The sequence below is a fragment of the Micromonospora sp. NPDC004704 genome, from assembly GCF_053601675.1.
Genome location: NZ_JBSGCD010000034.1, coordinates 59,873 through 80,398, shown reverse-complemented (window position 1 = coordinate 80,398; position 20,526 = coordinate 59,873). Strand labels below are relative to the sequence as shown.

At 70.4% G+C, this 20,526-nt stretch carries 14 protein-coding genes; 10 read left to right on the top strand and 4 right to left on the bottom strand.

The window, feature by feature from the left end; all coding sequences use genetic code 11:
* The first annotated feature begins 241 nt into the window (after positions 1 to 241).
* A complete protein-coding gene (locus ACWEFB_RS31465) occupies positions 242 to 3,133 on the top strand; it encodes a glycoside hydrolase family 2 TIM barrel-domain containing protein (protein ID WP_452291224.1) in 2,892 nt (963 codons plus the stop codon).
* A gap of 62 nt (positions 3,134 to 3,195) precedes the next feature.
* Here ACWEFB_RS31465 and ACWEFB_RS31460 read toward each other — a convergent pair whose 3' ends face one another.
* The 3 genes from ACWEFB_RS31460 to ACWEFB_RS31450 all read right to left on the bottom strand — a co-directional run bounded on the left by ACWEFB_RS31460 (position 3,196) and on the right by ACWEFB_RS31450 (position 6,160).
* Positions 3,196 to 4,434, bottom strand: a complete 1,239-nt coding sequence (locus ACWEFB_RS31460; RefSeq protein WP_452291222.1) for a glycoside hydrolase family 53 protein — start codon at positions 4,432 to 4,434, stop codon at positions 3,196 to 3,198.
* Between the two features lie 137 nt (positions 4,435 to 4,571).
* Positions 4,572 to 5,345: an SDR family oxidoreductase gene (locus ACWEFB_RS31455; protein WP_452291220.1), complete on the bottom strand. Its 774-nt coding sequence runs from the start codon at positions 5,343 to 5,345 to the stop codon at positions 4,572 to 4,574.
* Entirely contained in the window at positions 5,342 to 6,160 is an 819-nt protein-coding gene (locus ACWEFB_RS31450; RefSeq protein WP_452291218.1) for a VOC family protein, read from the bottom strand. The genes ACWEFB_RS31455 and ACWEFB_RS31450 overlap by 4 nt, the downstream gene beginning before the upstream one ends.
* 311 nt (positions 6,161 to 6,471) lie before the next feature.
* Between ACWEFB_RS31450 and ACWEFB_RS31445 the strand changes: the two genes are divergently transcribed.
* The 8 genes from ACWEFB_RS31445 to ACWEFB_RS31410 all read left to right on the top strand — a co-directional run bounded on the left by ACWEFB_RS31445 (position 6,472) and on the right by ACWEFB_RS31410 (position 16,695).
* The gene (locus tag ACWEFB_RS31445; RefSeq protein WP_452291216.1) at positions 6,472 to 7,857 is read left to right on the top strand and encodes an ABC transporter substrate-binding protein; all 1,386 of its coding nucleotides are present in this window, start codon (positions 6,472 to 6,474) and stop codon (positions 7,855 to 7,857) included.
* 153 nt (positions 7,858 to 8,010) lie between these two features.
* A complete protein-coding gene (locus ACWEFB_RS31440) occupies positions 8,011 to 8,811 on the top strand; it encodes a carbohydrate ABC transporter permease (protein WP_452291214.1) in 801 nt (266 codons plus the stop codon).
* Positions 8,808 to 9,644, top strand: a complete 837-nt coding sequence (locus ACWEFB_RS31435; RefSeq protein WP_452291212.1) for a carbohydrate ABC transporter permease — start codon at positions 8,808 to 8,810, stop codon at positions 9,642 to 9,644. Before ACWEFB_RS31440 ends, ACWEFB_RS31435 begins: the two co-directional genes overlap by 4 nt.
* A 5-nt stretch (positions 9,645 to 9,649) precedes the next feature.
* A complete protein-coding gene (locus ACWEFB_RS31430) occupies positions 9,650 to 11,014 on the top strand; it encodes a GH1 family beta-glucosidase (protein WP_452291210.1) in 1,365 nt (454 codons plus the stop codon).
* Positions 11,015 to 11,120: 106 nt separating this feature from the next.
* Positions 11,121 to 12,194, top strand: coding sequence for a LacI family DNA-binding transcriptional regulator (locus ACWEFB_RS31425; RefSeq protein ID WP_452291207.1), 1,074 nt, complete (start codon positions 11,121 to 11,123; stop codon positions 12,192 to 12,194).
* 488 nt (positions 12,195 to 12,682) lie between these two features.
* Positions 12,683 to 14,119, top strand: coding sequence for an endo-1,4-beta-xylanase (locus ACWEFB_RS31420; protein ID WP_452291205.1), 1,437 nt, complete (start codon positions 12,683 to 12,685; stop codon positions 14,117 to 14,119).
* 98 nt (positions 14,120 to 14,217) lie between these two features.
* Complete coding sequence (locus tag ACWEFB_RS31415; protein WP_452291203.1) at positions 14,218 to 15,537, top strand: SGNH/GDSL hydrolase family protein; 1,320 nt, start codon at positions 14,218 to 14,220, stop codon at positions 15,535 to 15,537.
* Between the two features lie 9 nt (positions 15,538 to 15,546).
* Positions 15,547 to 16,695, top strand: a complete 1,149-nt coding sequence (locus ACWEFB_RS31410) for a hypothetical protein (RefSeq protein WP_452291201.1) — start codon at positions 15,547 to 15,549, stop codon at positions 16,693 to 16,695.
* A gap of 71 nt (positions 16,696 to 16,766) precedes the next feature.
* On the opposite strand, the gene ACWEFB_RS31405 is transcribed toward ACWEFB_RS31410, so the two are convergent.
* Positions 16,767 to 18,827 (bottom strand): glycosyl hydrolase family 28-related protein, encoded by a 2,061-nt coding sequence (locus ACWEFB_RS31405; protein ID WP_452291199.1) that lies wholly within the window; start codon positions 18,825 to 18,827, stop codon positions 16,767 to 16,769.
* 311 nt (positions 18,828 to 19,138) lie between these two features.
* On the opposite strand from ACWEFB_RS31405, the gene ACWEFB_RS31400 reads away from it, so the two are divergent.
* Positions 19,139 to 20,413: a M48 family metalloprotease gene (locus ACWEFB_RS31400; RefSeq protein ID WP_452291235.1), complete on the top strand. Its 1,275-nt coding sequence runs from the start codon at positions 19,139 to 19,141 to the stop codon at positions 20,411 to 20,413.
* Positions 20,414 to 20,526 lie beyond the last annotated feature (113 nt).

The following is a 20,526-nucleotide window of genomic DNA, read 5'->3' as shown; positions in this document are numbered from 1 at the left end:
CCGCCGCGATCTGGCACAACCGGACCACCGGCCAGCCCGTGACCAGGTCACTCATCGCCTACGACCACTAACTCAGTTAGGACTTACTCGTCTAGATCGGTTCTAGCGTGTGTCGCGTCGAACCCGGATGCTACAGCGGAACGTGCAGGGCGTGGAGTTCTTCCCCGGTAGCTGACTTCGGTCTGTACGACGCCGGCACGGAAGGGTTGGCTGCTGTGAGCGCTCACAGTATGGTTTCCCCATGATGGAGCGCGCCTGGTACGAATCCCTCAACCCTCCGCCGTCCGCCCGACCCGCCCGCGCCTGGTACGCCAGCGACGCCAGCCGGCTGTCGCTGGACGGGCCCTGGCGGTTCCGCTTCGCCGACCGGGCGGACGGGCCCCTGGAGTTCACCGACCCGGCGTTCGCCGACACGGGCTGGGCCGACCTGCCGGTCCCGTCGCACTGGCAGCTCCACGGGTACGGCGCGCCCGTGTACACGAACATCAGCTACCCGTTCCCGCTCGACCCGCCGAGGGTGCCCGACGAGAACCCGACCGGCGACTACCGGCGTACGTTCCGGCTGCCCGGCGACTGGCCGGTAGGGCGTACGGTGCTGCGGCTGGGCGGGGTGGACTCCGGTGCCCGGCTCTGGCTCAACGGGGTCGAGATCGGCTACACCACCGGCAGTCGGCTGCCCACCGAGTTCGACGTCACCGACACGATCCATTCCGACGCCGACAACGTGCTCGCGATACGAGTGGTGCAGTGGAGTTCCGGCAGTTACCTCGAAGACCAGGACATGTGGTGGCTGTCCGGCATCTTCCGGGGCGTCGAACTGCTGTCCCGCCCCGCCGGGGGCGCCATCGACGACGTGACCGTACGGGCCGACTACGACCACCGTACCGGCGCCGGCACGTTGCACGTGAGCGCCGACGTACCGGCGCTGGTCCGGCTGCCCGAACTCGGTATCGACGCTCGGGCCGGCGACACCGTACGGCTCCCGCACGTCGAACCCTGGTCGGCCGAACACCCCCGGCTCTACAACCTGACCGTGAGCACGGATGCCGAAACGGTGACCCTGCGGGTCGGCTTCCGCAGCGTCGCGATCGTCGACGGGGTGCTCACCGTCAACGGGCACCGGGTGCTCTTCCGAGGGGTGAACCGGCACGAGTTCCATCCGGACCGGGGTCGGGCGGTCACCGAGGAGGACATGCTCGCCGACGTACTGCTGATGAAGCAGCACAACGTCAACGCCGTACGCACCAGCCACTACCCCCCGCACCCCCGCTTCCTCGAACTCTGCGACGAGTACGGCCTGTGGGTGATCGACGAGTGCGACCTGGAGACCCACGGCTACTGGGAGGCGGACTGGCGGGGCAACCCGGCCGACGACCCGCGCTTCGCCGACCTGCTGGTCGACCGGATGCGACGGATGGTCGAGCGGGACAAGAACCACCCGAGCATCGTGCTCTGGTCGCTGGGCAACGAGAGCGGCAGCGGACGCAACCTGGCCGCGATGGCCCGGTGGACCCGGCACCGCGACCCGAGCCGGCCGCTGCTCTACGAGCGCGACTGGTCCTGCCGCGACGTCGACGTCTACAGCCGGATGTACCTGACGGTGGACGAGGTCGACGCGATCGGGCGGGGCGCGGAACCGCCGCTGGACGACCCCGCGCTGGACGCCCGGCGCCGCGCCATGCCGTTCATCCACGTCGAGTACGCGCACGCCATGGGCAACGGGCCGGGCGGGCTCGCCGAATACCAGGACCTGTACGAGAAATACCCGCGCTGCCAGGGCGGCTTCGTCTGGGAGTGGATCGACCACGGTCTGCGCGCCCGGACCGAGCAGGGGCGGGAGTTCTTCGCCTACGGCGGGGACTACGGCGAGGTGCTGCACGACGGGAACTTCGTCGCCGACGGTCTGCTGTTCCCCGACCGTACGCCGTCGCCGGGGCTGCTCGACCTCAAGAAGGTGGTGGAGCCGGTACGGATCTCGGCCGAGGACGGCTCGCTGCGAATCACCAACGGATACGACTTCACCGACCTGGCGCACCTGGACTTCCGGTGGTCGTTGGACGAGGCGGGGGAGGAGGTGGCGCGGGGGAGCCTCGACATGGCCGGACTGGCACCCGGCCACCGTCTCCTGGTCGACCTGCCCGAGTTGCCGGCGACGGGGGCGGAGGCGTACCTGACCGTGCGGGCGGTGCTGGCCACCGACACCGCCTGGGCCAAGGCGGGACACGAGGTCGCCTGGGCCCAGCTTCCGATCGGGACCGCCGACGCCGGTACGGCACCGGTCACCGAACCGCCCCGGACGAGGCTCACCCCCAGCCGGGAGCGGGGACAGGTGCGGCTCGGGCCGGGTCTGTTCGACGACCGGACCGGGCGGCTGCTGCGGCTCGGCGCGCTGGACGTCGACGGGCCGTTGTTGCAGGTGTGGCGGGCGCCGACCGACAACGACCGGGCCCCGCACGGCGAGGCGATGGAACCGGTGTGGCGAGGGCTGGGCCTGGACCGGATGTTCCACCGGGTCGATGCGGTCCGGGTGGGACACGACGATCTCGTCGTACGGACCAGGGCGGCGCCGGCCGCGACCGACCTCGGGCTGCTGGTCACGTACACCTGGAGCGGTCTTGGAACCGACCGGCTGGGGCTGGTCGTGGACATCGACCCGGACGGACCGTGGCCGGGTCCGCTGCCGATGCTCGGTGTGGTGCTGGCGCTGCCCGGCGGACTCGACGGGGTCGAGTGGTTCGGTCGCGGACCGGGCGAGGCGTACCCGGACACCGGACTGGCGAACCGGGTCGGCCGGTTCTACCGGACCCTGCCCGAGATGCAGACCCCGTACGTCTTCCCGCAGGAGAACGGGCGACGCGCGGACGTCCGCTGGGCGACGCTCGTCGACGGTCGCGGCGCGGGACTGCGGGTACGGGGCAGCACGCCCTTCGGCCTGACCGTGCGCCCGTGGACAACCGGGGCACTGGAGCGGGCCACCCACCCCACCGACCTCGTGCCCGACGGGCGGACCTGGCTCACCGTCGACGCCGGTCACCACGGCATCGGTTCGGCCTCCTGCGGACCGGGTGTCCTGCCCGCATACCTGCTCCCGGCCTCGGCGGCGCGGCTGGACCTCGAACTCCAGGTGCTGTAACGGATCGCCGGGTCGGGGCGGCACATGCCACCCCGACCCGGCCGAACCGCACGAAGACCGGATCAGGCAGCCGAGGTGGCCCCGGCGGAGTACGCGACGTCGAGCGCCGGCAGCGCCCGTCCGGTCCAGTCGAACGGGGTGAGGTTGTCGTTCGGGTTGCCCGCCCCCGGCTCCCAACCCACGCCCGGCAGCCAGCCCGGCTCCCAGGCGAAGAATCCGGCGCCCAGACCGCGCGGCACCCCGGCCAGCACCCGCCGCAGCGCCGTGAAGTACGCCGCCTGCCCGGTCGGGTTCGGCGGATAGGCGCCACCGTCGGGCAGCGCGGAGGGGTCGGTGAGCAGGTTGGCCAGCCCGTCGCCGTTGCCCATCGTCCACGGGTAGGAGGTTTCCGCGACCACGAGCGGTTTGCCGTACCGCCCGGCGAGGTCGTTCAGGTTCGCGGTGAGAGCAGCCAGCGACCCGTGCCAGAACGGGTAGTACGACTGGCCGATCACGTCGAACTGCACACCCTGGGCGAGTACGTGGTCGAAGAACCAGCGGGAGCCGCCGTTGTCGCCGCCCCGGTCGATGTGCAGCATGGTGCGGAGCTGGTGACCACGGGGGTTCGCCGCACGGGCGCCGGCCAGCCCCGCCTTGACCAACGTGGTGAACTCCGGCCACCGTTCGGTGCTGCCGGTGTAGACCTGCCCGACCGGCCAGAGCATCCCGGCGGTCACCTCGTTGCCGATCTGCACCATGTCGACCGGGCTGCCCTGGCGGGCGAACGCGGTGATCGCGTCGGCGGTGTACGTCCGTACCGTCGCGGCCAGGGTGGCGAGGTTCTGACCCAGCCACGACGCCGGGATGTCCTGGTGGCCGGGGTCGGCCCAGAAGTCGGAGTAGTGCAGGTCGAGCAGCACCTTCAGCCCGGCGCGCCGGGCCCGGTCGGCGAGGCGCAGGGCGCTGGACAGGTTGCTGTATCCGGGCGGTGGGTTGACCCAGACGCGCAGGCGTACCCAGTTGGCGCCGGCCCCGGCGAGAACGGTTTCGAGTGGACCGGTCCGGCCGTTGCGTTGGTAGCGGATGCCGGCCGCCTCGGCCTGGAGGGTGAACGAGATGTCCGCGCCACGGATGGCGGGTGCGGCGGCGCGGGCGGTCGTCGGTGCGGCACCGGCGGCCGATGCGGTGACGGGTGCGGCGGTGGCGGATGTGCCGGTGGCCAGCAGTGGGACGAGGCCGGCGCCGGCTCCGGTGGCGGCGAGCAGCGTGCGTCGGGTCAGCCGGGGCGGGTCGTCGGGGTGGACGGTGGTCTCGGGTGGCATGGCGGTTCCTTTCGCGGTTGGCCGGTCCGCTGCCACGCTGGTGGTTGGCGGTGGCGGGCCGGCGGGGACGGGTTCCGCGGCGGCCGGGGGCCGCACCGGTCGCGTCGGGCGGCGCGACCGCGAAGCCGAGGGGTCTTTCAGCCGTACGCGAGGGACAGCGGTATGCCGCTCAGCGCGGCACAGCGGTCCACCAGCGCGTCCTGGATCCGGTGGTCGTACGCCTGGGCGTTGAGCCGGACCTGCTGTCGGTCGTGGAAGAACGCGCCGGTGACCGTCGCGGCGGGATCGGTGGAGGTGGCCAGCCAGACGGGGGTGTCGGCACCGGCGGCGACGTCCAACGGAGCTTCGTCACCGCTCATCCTCGTACGGACCCAACCGGGATGTACGGCGTTGCACAGCACGGTCGGGTGGTGGCGGGCGATGGCGAACGTGAGGGCGGTGAGGGCGAGTTTGCTGTCGGCGTACGCGGCGTCCGGGGTCCACCGCGTCTCGTGCTGGAGGTCGTCGAGGTCGATGGTGGCGCGGGTGATGGAGTCGGAGCTGACGTAGACCAGCCGCTTCGGCACCGGCATCAGCGCCGTGAGCAGGTACGCCGAGAGGGCGTTGACCTGGAAGGTCTGTTCCAGCCCGTCCGGGGTCACCGGGCGGTGGGTGTCCCGGCTGGCCCAGCCGGCGTTGTGCACGACCACGTCGAACGGGCCCAGGTCGTGCAGGGCGGCAGCCATCCCACGGGTGGATTCGAGCGAGGCGAGGTCGCCGACGACGACCTCGCCGCCGCTGGCCTCGCGTACGCGGGCCGCACCCTCGTGGTTACGCGCGTGCCGGACGACCCGGTGGCCCCGCCGGGCCAGCTCCGCCGCGATCTCGGCGCCGATGCCGGCGGTGGAGCCGGTGACCAGTACCCGGCTCATCGGGCACCGCCGACCAGCAACCGTACGCCGTCCGGGTCGACCAGGGCGATCTCGGGACCGTCCGCGCGTATCCCGAGTCCCTGGATACCCGGCGACCCGACCGGTGCCGGGTGCGGTGCGGTGGGCACGTCGAAGCTGAACAGCTCCAGCACGGCCGGGCCGGCCTGCAGGTAGGTCATGAGGAATCCTCGTGGGTCGTCGTGGTGGCGGATCTCGCCGATCACCTCGAAGCCGAACCGGTCGCGCCAGAACCGCAGGGCGGCCGGAAGGTCGGCGACGGTGATGGCGGCGTGGTCGAAGCGCGGGCCGTCCTGCGCGTCGAGCCGGATGGCCGCCTCGGCGGCGGCCAGGCCGGGGGAGTGGATGTGCTGGTAGGCCAGGTTGCCCTGGATGAACTCCCAGCGGGCGCCGTCGGGGTCGAGGAAGAAGGCGATCCGTACGTCGCCGAGGACGTCGCGGGGCGGCGACAGTACGGTCACGCCGGCCGCCTCCAGCCGCCGTACCTGCGCGTCGACGTCGCCGACCTTCATCCCGAAGTGCCGGATGCCGCCCTGCAGGTCGTTGTCGACCCAGGTGCCGTGATCACCGTCGGCGTCCACCTCGGTCACCCGGACCAGCACCGACCCGCTGGCGAAGCCCCGTACCGGGCGGGGTCCGGAGGGTTCTACGGGCACTTCGGTGAAGCCGAGCAGGTCCCGGTAGAAGGCCGCCGAGCGGTCGAAATCCCGTGCGCCCACCAGCACCCGGTGCAGCCCGGTACCCGTCGGTCGTCCCGGTGGCGCTGGGTGATGGTCGGTGTCCCTACTGGTAGTCACGGCTGGTCCCTTCTGGGTAATGAGCTGCCGGCCACCCTGCCGTGTAGCGGGACGTTACGTGACCGCTCACAGAATCACCAGGGGTGCAGTGCGCCAATCCCCGTACGCCCTCGGATCCGCCGTTGGACCTGGTGGGCGGCACCTGGTGCGGTACCTGCGGCGCTTTCCGTTTGGTCCACCACAGCAGGCGGCGGTGTACCGCCCGGAAACAAATTTGGAACAGAGCCTTGACACGGCCTCGGTCAGACGCCGAATCTGTGATCGCTCACAGAGAACGGCTATTTCCCCCTCGGCGGACCCCAGGAGGGCACATGTCCCGCCTCACGACCGGCTCCGGCCGCTCACCGATGAACTCCCTGCCCACCGGCTCCGTCGGACGGCGCACCTTCCTCCGGGGCATCGCCGGTGTCGGCGCGGCCACCGCCCTTCCCGCCCTGCTCGCCGCCTGCGACAGCGGCTCCGAGGACGGCACGGCGCCGCCGAAGGGCAACCCGGACGACCCGGCGAATTTGACCTTCTGGACCTGGACCACGAACGTCGAGAAGGTCGTCGACATCTGGAACGCCAAGAACCCGCAGCAGAAGGTCACGGTGAGCCGGCAGGCCCAGGGTGAGGAGCTGATCACGAAGATCGTGACGGCGCACCGGGCCGGCAACGCCCCCGACCTCGTCCATGCCGAGTACCAGGCCCTGCCGGTGCTGATCACGAACGGGGCGATCGCCGACCTCTCCTCCCTCGCGGCGGAGGTGAGGTCGGAGTTCACCGACGGGACCTGGAACCTGACCTCGTTCGGCGGCAAGACGTACGCGATCCCGCAGGACGTCGGGCCGATGATGCTCTACTACCGCGAGGACCTCTTCCAGCAGTACGGCCTCACCGTGCCGAAGACCTGGGACGAGTTCGCCGCCACCGCCCGACAGGTCCGGCAGCGGGACCCCAACCGCTACCTCGCCACGTTCTCCTCCGGCGACCCGGGCTGGTTCGCCGGCCTCGCCGAACAGGCCGGCGCGAACTGGTGGGTGAACGACAACGGCACCTGGACGGTGTCCATCAACGACGAACCGACCCGGCGGATGGCCGCCTTCTGGGGCAACCTCGTCAACGACGGCACCCTCTCGGGCAAGCCGATGTACACCCCGGAGTGGAACAAGGCCATGAGCGACGGCACCCTGCTGGCCTGGCCGAGCGCGGTCTGGGGCGCGGGTGTCCTCGAAGGCGTGGCACCGAGCACCAAGGGCAAATGGCGGATGGCCCCGATGCCGCAGTGGGACGCGGCCAGTCCGGTCACCGGCTACTGGGGCGGTTCCGCCACCGCGATCTCCGCCAAGTCCTCCCAGCGGGCCCAGGCGGAGAAGTTCGTGAGGTGGCTGAACACCGACCCGGAGGCGGTCGACGCCCTGGTCGGGCAGGGCGGCATCTATCCCGCCGTCACCACCGGGCAGTCCACCCCGGCGCTGAGCAAGGCGCCGCTGATGATGCCCAACCAGCCGACGTTCTTCACCGACGCCGCCGCCATCGCCAAGACCGCCCGCGGCTTCTCCTGGGCGCCGAACGTCAACGTGACCTACAGCCAGTACAGCGACATCCTGGCCAAGGCCATCCAGGACAAATCTGACTTCGCCGCCGCCGTCGACCGCCTCCAGGAGGCATCCGTCGCCGACCTCAAGAAGCAGGGCTTCCAGGTCAAGACGGCCTAGCCAGCGGAAAGGAGGACCGAAGATGCGCGGTGCCACACCCACCACCGTCGCCCGCCGGCCCCGCCGTCGCGGCGGTCCCACGCCGTACGTGCTGGTGGCGCCGGCGGTCGTACTGCTCGTCCTGTTCCTGCTCGTCCCCATCGGGTACACGGTGTGGCTGAGCCTGCGCGCCTCCCGGGTCACCGGTGGCGGGCTCGGCCTGCGGGTCGAGCAGTTCGTCGGACTGGAGAACTACCTCGGCGTACTCGGCGACGACGGTTACGTGCAGGGCGTCCTGCGGATGCTCGGGTACGGCGCCATCGTCGTACCGACCTGCTCGGGCTCGCGCTGCTGTTCGCCCTGCTGCTCGACACACCCCGGGTCCGGCTCGCGACCGCCTCCCGGATCGGCATCTTCCTGCCATACGCCGTACCGGGGGTCATCGCGTCCCTGCTCTGGGGCTTCCTCTACCTGCCGAACGTCAGCCCGATCCGGGACGCGTTCGCCTCGGTCGGCCTGCCCGAGCCCGATTTCCTCGCCCCCGGCTCGGTGCTGTTCTCGGTGGCGAACATCGGGGTCTGGGGCGGGGTCGGGTTCAACATGATCGTCCTCTACACCGCCCTGCGGGGCATACCCCGCGAGATGTACGACGCCGCCCGCATCGACGGCGCGTCGGAGGTGCAGATCGCGCTGCGGGTGAAGATCCCGCTGATCGCGCCCGCGCTCGTCATGACCGGCGTCTTCAGCATCATCGCCACCCTCCAGGTGTTCAGCGAACCGGCGACGTTGCAACCGCTCACCGACTCCATCCCCTCCTCCTGGGTGCCGCTGATGACCATCTACCGCGACGCGTTCGTCAACAACGACATCCACACCGCCGCCGCGGCCTCCGTCGTCCTGGCGCTCGGCACCCTGGTCGTTTCCCTCGGGGTGCTCAGCTTCCTGCAGAAACGAGCCTTCGGGAGGGACCTGTGAGCCGGGCCAGGATCATCCCCACCGCCCTGCTCCTGCTCGGCGCGGCCTACTGCGTCGCGCCGGTGGTCTGGGTCGCGATCGCCGCCACCAAGGGGCCGGACGAACTGTTCACCACGTTCTCGTTCCGGCCCAGCTTCAACGGCGGGTTCTCGTACAACCTCTCGCACCTGTTCGCCTTCGGCGACGGGGTGTTCCTGCGCTGGGCGCTCAACAGCCTGCTCTACGCCGGTGTCGGGGCGGTGCTCTCCGTCCTGGTCTCCACGCTCGCCGGGTACGCCCTGGCCAAGTACCGGTTCCCCGGTCGGGAGGCGTTGTTCCTGACCATCCTGGCCGGCGTCCTCGTACCGCAGATCACCCTGGCGGTGCCGCAGTACCTGCTGATCTCGAAGCTGGGACTGGTCAACTCGTACTGGTCGGTGCTGTTGCCCAGCATCATCAGCCCGTACGGCATCTACCTGTCCCGGATCTACGCCGCCGCCGTGGTGCAGGACGAGATGCTCGAAGCCGGTCGGATCGATGGGGCCGGTGAGTACCGGCTGGCCTGGTCCGTCGGGCTGCCGCCGATGGTTCCCGGCATGGTGACCGTACTGCTGCTGCAGTTCATCGCCATTTGGAACAACTTCCTGCTGCCGTACATCATGATCTCCGACGACAACCGCTTCCCGATGACCGTTGGGCTGTTCTCGATGCTCAACCAGGGCGCCAGCCAGCCCGCGCTCTACTCGCTGGTGATCATGGGGGTCCTGCTTTCCATCCTGCCGCTGATCGCCCTCTTCCTGTTCCTCCAGCGGTACTGGCGGCTGGACCTGGTCAGCGGCGGAGTGAAGGGGTGACGGGCGTGAGCGGAACACCACTGTCGTTTCCCGACGGCTTCGTCTGGGGCTCGGCCACTGCCGCGTACCAGGTCGAGGGGGCGGTGGACGTCGACGGCCGGGGGCGGTCCATCTGGGACACGTTCTGCCGGGTTCCCGGCGCCGTCAACAACGGCGACACCGGCGACGTGGCCTGCGACCACTACCACCGCTATCCCGAGGACATCGCCCTGATGGCCGCTCTCGGGCTGGCCGCGTACCGGTTCTCGGTCGCCTGGCCCCGTATCCAGCCCGACGGGCGCGGGCCGGCGAACCAACGCGGACTCGACCACTACCGCCGGGTCGTCGACCGGCTCCTGGAACATGGGATCGTCCCGTACGTCACCCTCTACCACTGGGACCTGCCCCAGGCGCTCCAGGACACCGGCGGCTGGCCGAACCGGGACACCGCCCACCGCTTCGCCGAGTATGCCGCCATCGTGCAGACCGCCCTCGGCGACCGGGTCCGGCACTGGATCACGCTCAACGAGCCGAAGGTGTCCAGCCACGCCGGCTACGGCAGCGGGATCCACGCCCCCGGAATCCGCGACCTCGACCAGCGCAACCTTGCCGCGCATCATCTGCTGCTCGCCCACGGCCTCGGCCTCGCCGCCCTGCGCGCCGGCAGCCGGAACGCGGACGAGCAGGTGGGCATCACTCTCGACCTCAGTCCGGTGTCACCCGAGACCGGGTCGGCGCACGACGTCGAGGCCAGCCGGCGCGTCGACGCCGACAGTCACCGGCTCTTCCTGGATCCGGTCCTCCACGGTGTCTACCCGCCGGACGTGGTGGCCGTGCTCGGCGGTACGAACGCCCTCGGGCACGTCCGGCCGGGCGACCTCGAACTCGTCGGCGCCCCGATCGACTTCCTCGGCGTCAACTACTACCGCAAGATGCTCGTCCGGGCCGTACCAGGCGGACACCTGGGCGCCGAGGTCGTGTTGCCGGCAGGCGTACCGGTCACCGACGTCGGCTGGCCGGTCCAGCCCGACGGCCTGCGCGAGTTGCTGGTCGGGCTCCGGGCCGACCATCCGGGACTGCCGCCGGTCTACCTGACCGAGAACGGTGCCGCCTACCCGGACGAGGTCGCCGCCGACGGTACGGTGCACGACCCGCTGCGGGTGTCGTACCTGCACCAACACCTGCTCGCCCTGCGCGAGGCGATCACCGCCGGGGTCGACGTACGCGGTTACTTCGTCTGGACCCTGATGGACAACTTCGAATGGGCCGAGGGCTACGCCAAGCGCTTCGGTGTCGTCCACGTCGACTACACCGACCAGCGGCGGGTGCCCAAGACCAGTGCACGCTGGCTTGGCCGGGTGGCCCGGAACAACGCGGTGCCGCCCGGCTGAGCCCCGCGTACGGTCGCCGGCCGGCGGGACATGGAAGACTGGCGCCACGACGAGGAGCCGGACCGGACCGGCACTCGTCTCACCGAGCACAGCATGAGGGGTCGTTGTGGCCGACGCTACGAACACCGGTACCACCGAACCCACCCCCCACCCGAAGTCCCGGGGCGCCGCCCGCCGGGCGATGCGCCGTGGCCCCACCATCGACGACGTCGCGGAGCTTGCCGGCGTGTCCCGGGGAACCGTCTCCCGGGTCCTCAACGGCGCCCGCTACGTCAGCCCGGCCGCCCTGAAGGCGGTCGAGCGGGCCATGCGGACCACCGGTTACACCGTCAACCAGAGTGCCCGCAGCCTGGTCACCAAGCAGTCGAACGCGGTTGCGTTCGTCCTGTCCGAGCCGCAGGAGCGGCTGTTCGAGGATCCGAACTTCAGCGTGCTGCTGCGGGCCTGTACCCAGGCGTTGGCCGAGCACGACGTCAGCCTGATCCTGATGCTCGAATCGAGCCAGGACGAGCGGGACCGGGTGCTGCGGTACGTCCGGGGCGGGCACGTCGACGGCGTACTCCTGATCTCCGCGCACTCCGGTGACCCGCTCATCGCCGACCTCGCCCGGGGCGTCGTACCCGCCGTCGCCTGCGGTAAGCCCGGCGGCATCGGCGCGAACATCCCGTACGTCGCCGCCGAGGACCGTGAGGGTGCCCGGCAGATGACCCGCTACCTGGTCGAACAGGGCCGCAAGCGGATCGGGATGATTGCCTGCCCGGAGATCGTCGGCGGCCCGGAACGGCTCCAGGGCTATCGCGAGGTGCTGGGCCGCAAGGCCCTCAAACGCCTGGTGGTCGACGCCGCCAACTACAGCCACGCGGCCGGCGCGGCGGCGATGCGCGAGCTGCTCGCCGCCAGTCCCGACATCGACGCGGTCTTCGCCGCTTCCGACATGCTCGCCGCCGGTGCCATCGCGGAGCTGCGCCGGGCCGGTCGCCGGGTGCCGCAGGACGTGGCCGTGGGCGGATTCGACGACTCCCGGATCGCCCGCGAGACCGATCCCGCGCTCACCACGATCCGCCAACCGCTGGAACGGGTGTCCCGGGACATGGTGGACGTCCTGCTGCGCCTGATCCGCCGCGAACCGGCATCCTCCCGGGTCCTGCCGACCGAGCTGGTCGTACGCGAGTCCGCCTGAACGTCCGGGCCACAGGGACGATCTCTTATGTGGATGGCGACCGCAAGTTACCGGTAATGTCCTGAAAACACGGCCGGGTTTGCGGTGCTGCTTTCGCGCTCCGGTCCGTCGTCGCCGATGGTGTCGTGCCTGCTCACGTTCAGTCGCCGCGAGCACGCCACGACGGGCCGGATGGGCGCCGGCCGGACGGCAGGCGCCGAGCGACCATTGATAGTTTCTGAAACTTTCCGCTAACATCGACCCACGCAACTGTTTCTGCAAGATCCAGAAGATGACGTGCCGGGCATGTTGGCGCTGCCTGCCCACGTCGACTGATGGATGGTCAGAAGACGCCAGGTCGATGCTGTAGCGGTATGCCCCTCCGGGCGGTGGGCGCCGTTATGAGCCGGGCGAGGCCGACGACTTCGCATCCGTGCACTCCGACCTGCGGGCTGGTCCTCCATGCCTGTCGGGTCCATCCCTTCCCGAACCGTCCGGAGGCAACAGAGATGAGCGACAAAAAGGATCGTCGTGGCCGACAGGTCGGACTGAGGTCGGGGCCGCGGCTGGCCCTGGTGCTCGGCACGGCGGCAACCCTCGCCGTCGGCGCGACCATGGTCTTCGCCCCGACCGCCAGCGCCGGCACCACCCTCGGCGCCTCGGCCGCCGAGAAGGGCCGCTACTTCGGCACCGCGGTCGCGGCCAACAAGCTCTCCGACTCCACCTACGTCGGAATCCTGAACCGCGAGTTCAACAGCGTCACCGCCGAGAACGAGATGAAGTGGGACGCGACCGAGCCGTCGCAGGGCAACTTCAGCTACGCCAACGCGGACCGCATCGTCAACCACGCCCGGTCCAACGGCCAGCAGGTACGCGGCCACGCGCTGGCCTGGCACTCGCAGCAGCCGGGCTGGGCCCAGAACATGTCCGGCACCGCCCTGCGCAACGCGATGCTCAACCACGTCACCCAGGTGGCCACCTACTACCGGGGCAAGATTGTCGCCTGGGACGTGGTGAACGAGGCGTTCGCCGACGGTGGTGGCGGTAACCGGCGCGACTCCAACCTCCAGCGCACCGGCAACGACTGGATCGAGGCCGCGTTCCGCGCCGCGCGGGCCGCCGACCCCGGCGCGAAGCTCTGCTACAACGACTACAACACCGACGGGCAGAACGCGAAGTCCAACGCCGTGTACGCCATGGTGCAGGACTTCAAGGCGCGCGGCGTACCGATCGACTGCGTCGGTTTCCAGTCCCACTTCAATGCCCAGAGCCCGGTGCCCAGCGACTACCAGGCCAACCTCCAGCGCTTCGCCAACCTCGGTGTCGACGTGCAGATCACCGAGCTGGACATCGAGGGTTCCGGCACCACCCAGGCCAACAACTTCGCCCGGGTGGTCCAGGCGTGCCTGGCGATCACCCGGTGCACCGGGATCACGGTCTGGGGCATCCGCGACACCGACTCGTGGCGGGCCAGCGGCACCCCGTTGCTCTTCGACGGCAGCGGCAACAAGAAGGCCGCGTACACCTCCACGCTGAACGCGCTCAACAGCGGCGGCAACCCGATCACCACTCCGCCGACGCCGCCGACCACCAACCCGCCCACCACTCCGCCGACCACGACCCCGCCGCCGACGACCACCCCGCCGCCCGGTGGTGCCGGCTGCTCGGCCACGCTGTCGAACAACGCCTGGAACGGCGGTTACGTGACCACGATCCGGGTCACGGCCGGGTCCTCGGGGACGAACGGCTGGACGATCGGCGTGACCCTCCCGTCCGGCTCCACGATCACCAACGCGTGGAACACGAACCGGAGCGGCAACACCGGCAGCGTCCAGTTCAGCAACGTCGCATACAACGGCCGGCTGACCGCCGGTCAGGTGACCGAGTTCGGCTTCCAGGGCACCGGTAACGCCCCGAGCGGCACACCCACCTGCGCCGCGAGCTAACCACGAGCCGGTTCCGGTGCGCGGGGGCGGCGCCCTGCGCACCGGGACCCATCTCGACAACGGCCGGAGCCCGACGGCTGCGGTGAGAGGGTGGCTGCATGGACCGGCGATCGTCGGTTACGGGACCGTGCGGGTCCGACAACCGCGCCGCCACCGGCCGCTGGGTGCACACCTGGGTATCGATGCCGCAGCTCACCGAGCCCGACAACCTGCCGCCGCCACCGTTCACCCGCGACAACCTGGTGTTCGCCGATGCCACCCTGCGGCAGACCGTCCAGGTGTCGGTCGGGACCCGGCAGGTGCGGCTGCGCTTCTCCAACGCCTTCGGGGGCGCCGCACTGCCGATCACGGCCGTCACGGTCGCGCAGCCGGTCGACGGGCGGGCGGGTGTCAGCGGCATCCGATCCGGGACCTCCCGTACGGTGACCTTCTCCGGGCGGCGGTCGGTGTGCGTACCGGTCGGGGCGCAGGTCGTCTCCGATCCGCTGGACTTCGAGATCGCGCCCCGGTCGAACCTCACCGTCTCCGTCTACCTGGCGCAGGGACAGGCGTCGGACCACGTCACCTCGCATCCCGGCTCCCGGACCACCTCGTACCTGGTGGCCGGCAACCAGGTTGTGGCGGCCGACCTGCCGACGGCGACGCCGACCGAGCACTGGTACCTGCTGAGCGGGGTCGAGGCGTGGTGCGATCGCAGCGCGGCGGCGGTGGTGATGCTGGGCGACTCGCTCACCGACGGCCGGGGTTCCACCACGAACTCGAACAACCGCTGGCCGGACCGGCTGCTCGACCGTCTCCAGTCCGACCCGGCCACGGCGCGGGTCGCCATCCTCAACCAGGCGGCCGGCGGCAACCGGGTCCTGAACGACGGGCTCGGCCCGAGCGCACTGGCCCGGCTCGACCGTGACGTGCTGTCCCAGAGCGGTGTCGAGTGGCTGGTCGTGTTCGAGGGTGTGAACGACATCGGCACCGCCGAGCCCACCGAAGCCGCACAGAGGCGGATCGCCGCGGACCTGATTTTCGCGTACGAGCAGATCGTCACCCGGTCGCACGCGCACGGCATCCGGGTGTACGGCGCGACACTGCCGCCGATCGGCGGCCACACCGGGTACGACGACCCGAGCGGCTTGCGTGCCGCGGCCTGCGGGCGGGTCAACGACTGGATCCGTACCGGCAACGGGTTCGACGGTGTGCTCGACTTCGACCGGGCGGTGCGTGACCCGGCCGACCCGCGGCGACTCCTGCCGGCGTACGACAGCGGGGATCACCTGCACCTGAGCCCGACCGGTTACCGGGCACTGGCCGATGCCGTACCGCTCCGGCTGTTCCACCGGGAACCACTCCCGCCCGGTTCGGGTTCCGCCCGGTGGCACGCGGACGACGCGCGGGATCGTCTGCCCGGGCGGCGGAGGCGATAGGGTCGTGGCGTGAGCGACCTCGAAGTGGACCGTGCCCAGCAGGTCTTTGCTCAGGCCTCGCGGTGGCTGTTCAGCGAACCGATGGCCGCGTTGCTCGCGGCGTTCGGCGAGCGGATGCCGGCCGACGGCTCGGCCTGGCGGGACAGCGCCGGCGACACCGCCGAATGGCTGCATCTCAACGAGGCACTGCCGACCGCGTTCGAACGCGGCGTGGACCCGGCCCGTCTCGACGTGCTGCACCGGGTGTTGCTGGTGGAGCGGATGGCCGCACGGCACTTCAACTTCCGGGACGACCCGGCGGGCAAGTACCGGGAGCGGTCGCAGGCGACGAGGGGCGACTTCACCCCCGAGTTCCGGGAACGGGTGCTCGCACTCGCCGGTCAACTCGACCTGGTCGAGTCACGTCCACCGAGGTACCCGCGCTACGACCACACGCTGGTGCTCGGTGGCGGCTACCGTTCGCCGCTGCTGCGGGCCCGGTTCGCCGCGCAGGTTCGTGCGTCCGGAGTGGACCTCGGGCAGATCGCCCTGCTCGGCAGCCCACGGTTCCTGATCACGGAAGATCCGCCGGAACGGCCGGTCGTGGAGAGCTACGCGCCCGGTGCCACCGACGAGTTCGACCTGCTGATCGCCGCCGCCCAGCAGGAGTTCGGGGTGTCGCCGACGGTCGCCGAGTTCGTCTGCGGCTGTGCGTCGGCCGAGCGGCAGTGCCCACGTTGGCAGTCGGGGGACGTGCAGGGGACGCCTTCGGCGTACACGCACGAGCGCCGGACCAGCCTGGCCGATCCGGCGGGGCACCCGGTCGCGTCGGCGCTGTCGGCGAGTACGGGTCGGCCACCGTACCGGCCCCAGACCTCGGACACGTTCGCGCTGTGGGCGCGGCTGCACGATCCGCGGCCGGACCAGCGGCTGCTCGTCGTCACCACGCAGGTGTTCGTGCCGTTCCAGTCGTTCGACGCGATGCGGCTGCTCTACCTGCCCTATGGCCTGGACATCGACACCGTCGGCCTGCCCACCCAGTGGGGTGACCGGCCACTGAGCGCCGAGTACCTGTTGCAGGAGACGCTGTCCGGGATCCGGTCCGCGCGCCGGTTGCTGGTCGACGCCGCCGAGGCCTTCGTCCGGGCGGACGAGCCCCTGCTGACACCCGACCGCTAGGCGACGAGCATCGGGCGGGCACCCGGGTCTGTCCTGACCCGAGTGCCCGCCCGCGGTGTGCTCCCGACGTCCTACCAGGCGGACGGTGCCGGCGGTACGACGACCGGCGGGCGGTCGTCGCAGGTGATGGTGTTCGGCAGCTCCCAGGCGGCGAGCCAGGGGCCGGTGGTGCCACCCCCGTCGTTGCCACCGAGGTCGGTCACGGAGAACTCCGAGCCGGTGGGCGGGAAGTTGAACGACCCGCAGTTGTTGATGCCGACCGCACCGACGTTGCGGGCGTCGACGTTCTCGAACGAGGCGGATCCGGAGACGCGGGCGCTGAGTACGGAGGTGCCCGTGCCGTCGACCCTGATGTCCCTGAAGTGGACGTTCCTGATGGAGTAGAGGTCCTTCACCGACCACTCGCTGACCATCATGATCGCGTTGTAGGTGCTGTCGAGGTAGTGGTCCCCGACGACCTGGATGTCCGCGTCGATGGTCTTCTCGAGGGCGTAGATCCAGATGGCGCCCAGGCCGATGTTCCAGTTCAGCTCGAAGGTGCCGGCCCGGACCACGGTGTTGTTCGTGATCCACAGGTGCCCGGCGAACGGCTGTGCGCCGAACCGGGAACCGATCTGGATGCCGCTGCCCTCCCGGATCGGGTCGGCGACGAGGTTGTTCGAGACGGTGTTGTCCGTGCCGCCGTAGATCGCGATCCCGTTGGCGAGCGTCGGGGTCTGCACGGTGTTGTGGTCGAAGGTGTTGTTGGCGTTCGCGGTCGTCTCGGACCACATGGCCAGGCCGTCGTCACCGGTGTTGCGGATGAAGTTGTTCGCCACGACCGAGTCCGTCACACCGATGTGGAAGTTGAGCGCGTCGGCGATCTGGTCGACGATGACGTTGTTGGTGACCCGTACGTTGGTCATCGGGCCGTCGAACCAGAGGCCGACCTTGGTGTGCCGGATGTGCAGGCCGTCGATGGTCGAGTTGCTCATCGCGCCGCCGATGCCGTTCACCTGGTCGGTGTCGATGCGCTCGCGTACGTCGCCCTCGATCGCGAACCCGGACAGGTGGACGTTGTTGCTCCCGCCGACCGCGGCGTCCTTGCCGTAGAAGCCCACCCCGGTGTGCACGGAGCCGTCCGGGGCCGGGGGATCGAGCGCGACCTCGCGGCCCTTGATGATCGTGTACCAGCTTCCGGCGCCCTCGATCGTCACGTCGTCCACGATGATGTGCCGGTTCACCTGGTACGTGCCCGGCGGCACGTAGACCTTGAGGCGGGTGAGCTTGGCGAAGGCGATCGCCCGGTCGAACGCGCCGGCGGAGTCGCGCCGGCCGGTCGGGTCCGCGCCGAAGGCCAGCACGTTCGCCGCGATCAGCCGGACCTGCGGCGGGGCGACGAGCTGCGAGTCGAGCAGGTCGATGACCGTCCAGGCGGCGTTGCTGCCGGCTGGCGCCGTGAGTCGTACCTTGTCACCGGCGCGGTAGGTCTGGCCGAGCAGCAGGCGCTGCTCGTCGTAGAAGTGCATCGGGCGGAACGGCTTGGTGATCGTCGGGGTCGGGGTGGTGGCCGCCGGTACGCAGGCGCACTCGGTGATCCACCAGTCCGGGTGCAGCAGGTCGGCGTTCGGGTCGTTGGTGAACGAGTACTGGTTGTAGAGCCAGGCGTACTGCGAGGTGAGCGTCATGGTCTTTTTCGACCCGCCGTTCACCGTGACGTTGAGCGGCGCGGTGATCCCGCCGCCGTTGGGCGCGTCCGGGAGGCTGTAGCGCACCGTGATGGCGTTCGCGGCCTTCGGCAGGGTGAACTCGACGTACTGACCGGGGGTCAGCTTGACCGCCCTGCGCCCGGACGCCTCCGACGGCAGCGTGTAGGGCGTGCGGTCGGGACCGATCACCGCGCCGTTGGTCCGGCCGTTTTCCGCCTCCTGTTCGAGGAAGTCGACGTTGGCGCCCCGGCCGGCGACGAGTGACGGGTCGAGTCCCGCGCGCGTCACCACCGGGGCCGGGCCGGACGGGGCCTTTCCACCGGCGTACGCCGTGCCGGCGCCGCCCCCGACGACCAGGCTGAGACCAATGACAGCCGCCGCCGCTACCCAGCGCGGTGGCCGGGTGGACCGCCTCGCCGTAACTCCGATGATGCTCCGTGACATCGAATGACTCGTTTCTCTCGGGACGGTGACGGTGAGCCGACGCTCAACGGCGGAGCGTCCTCCGTGGTGGCCGCAGGGTCGTCACGCTACGTTCACAGACTTGAAACAGAGCTGGAGCCGTCATGTTATTGCAGAAATCTGTCAATATTCAAGCGCAACTTTGTCGTATATTTTGGGCCCATTGTCGACATTCAAAGCGGATGTCGGCGACGAGCGGGCCATGGGGGAGCGGACCACCGGCACCGCCCGAGTCGAGCCGAACGGGCGGTAGCCCTGCCGGTGACCGTACGGAATGATCTCCGCGCGTGATCATGAGTACGACCGCCGCCGCTCCCACCGACCTCTCCCGCTGCGCCAGGTGCGCGACGGCGACCGTGACCGTGAACGGGGCGACCCCCTGGTGTCCCGCCTGCGAGTGGAACCTCGACCTCTTCGAACCGGCCCGACGGACCCCCGAGCTCGGTTGGCGCTGGGCCGACCGACGGATACACCGGATCGCGTACCGGCTGACCGGGCGGCAGTTCGCCGAGCTGGTCGGGCGCAGCCTCGACCGCCCCCGGATCTCGGCGGCGCGGATCGTCACCGTCACCGCGTCGGTGCTCCTGCTCGTCGGCATCGTCGCGCTGGCGGTCCTCGGGGTCTGGCTGGTGACGTACAGCTTCCCGGCACCGGCGATCGTGCCCGGCGTCGCCGCACTCGGGCTGGCCGTCGCACTGCGCCCCCGCTTCGGCCGGCCCGACCCGCACGCCGACATCCTGACCCCGGAGCAGGCGCCCGCACTGCACCGGCTGATCGAACAGGTGGCGGCGGCGGTCGGTGCGCCGGCTCCGCACATCGTGCAGGTCGAGGACACGTTCAACGCGTACGCGACCTCGGTGGGACTGCGGCACCGTCGGGTGCTCTGCCTGGGTCTGCCGTTGTGGGGCGTCCTGCGCCCACAGGAGCGGGTGGCGTTGCTCGGCCACGAGCTGGGTCACTTCGTCAACGGCGACGTACGACGCAGCCTGCTCACCCAACCCGCCTTCACCACGCTCGCCTCCGCCGCCGACCTCGTCCGACCCCACCACGGATCGACCGACGGTGTGAGCCCATTCGTCATGATGGCCGTCCGGGTCGTCCAGGCGATGGCGGTGCGGGTCCTGCTCGCCGCCCATGTCCTGCTGGTCTGGGTCGGCCTGCGGGACACCCAACGCGCCGAATACCTGGCCGACGAACTGGCGGCGACCGCTGCCGGCTCGACCGCGGCGGTGGACCTGCACGAGGTGATCCTGCTGACCGACAGCATCGAGCTCGTCGTACGCAGGGAGGCCCGTGCCGGGCGCGGCGTCGCCCACTGGCGCGCGGCGGCCGACGAGGCGCGGACCGCGTTGCGTCCGGGCATCGGCGTCCGGGGCCAGCTTTCCATCCGGGACGAGGTTTCCCTGTTCGCGAGCCACCCGCCGGTCGGAATGCGCCTGCGGATGCTGCGCGGACGGACGTGGCGCACCTCGGCGGTGGGCCTGACCGAGACCGAATCGGCGGGGATCGACGCCGAACTCGTCAAGGAGTACGAACGCGTCCGCCGCATCCTCGCCTGGTCGCACTGAACCGGGTCACGGCGGCCGGGCGGACGGCTTCACACCCCATTCACCAGGGCGACGATCCTTTGTCGATCTTCAGTACGGCGTCCGCCGTAGCTTCGGGTCGACCATCGACAGCC

Excerpts from the sequence above, each read along its gene's own strand:
- ACWEFB_RS31405 (WP_452291199.1), bottom strand. The coding sequence starts at position 18,827 with ATGTCACGGAGCATCATCGGAGTTACGGCGAGGCGGTCCACCCGGCCA.
- ACWEFB_RS31465 (WP_452291224.1), top strand. The coding sequence starts at position 242 with ATGATGGAGCGCGCCTGGTACGAATCCCTCAACCCTCCGCCGTCCGCC.
- ACWEFB_RS31420 (WP_452291205.1), top strand. The coding sequence starts at position 12,683 with ATGAGCGACAAAAAGGATCGTCGTGGCCGACAGGTCGGACTGAGGTCG.
- ACWEFB_RS31445 (WP_452291216.1), top strand. The coding sequence starts at position 6,472 with ATGTCCCGCCTCACGACCGGCTCCGGCCGCTCACCGATGAACTCCCTG.
- ACWEFB_RS31400 (WP_452291235.1), top strand. The coding sequence starts at position 19,139 with ATGAGTACGACCGCCGCCGCTCCCACCGACCTCTCCCGCTGCGCCAGG.
- ACWEFB_RS31415 (WP_452291203.1), top strand. The coding sequence starts at position 14,218 with ATGGACCGGCGATCGTCGGTTACGGGACCGTGCGGGTCCGACAACCGC.
- ACWEFB_RS31455 (WP_452291220.1), bottom strand. The coding sequence starts at position 5,345 with ATGAGCCGGGTACTGGTCACCGGCTCCACCGCCGGCATCGGCGCCGAG.
- ACWEFB_RS31460 (WP_452291222.1), bottom strand. The coding sequence starts at position 4,434 with ATGCCACCCGAGACCACCGTCCACCCCGACGACCCGCCCCGGCTGACC.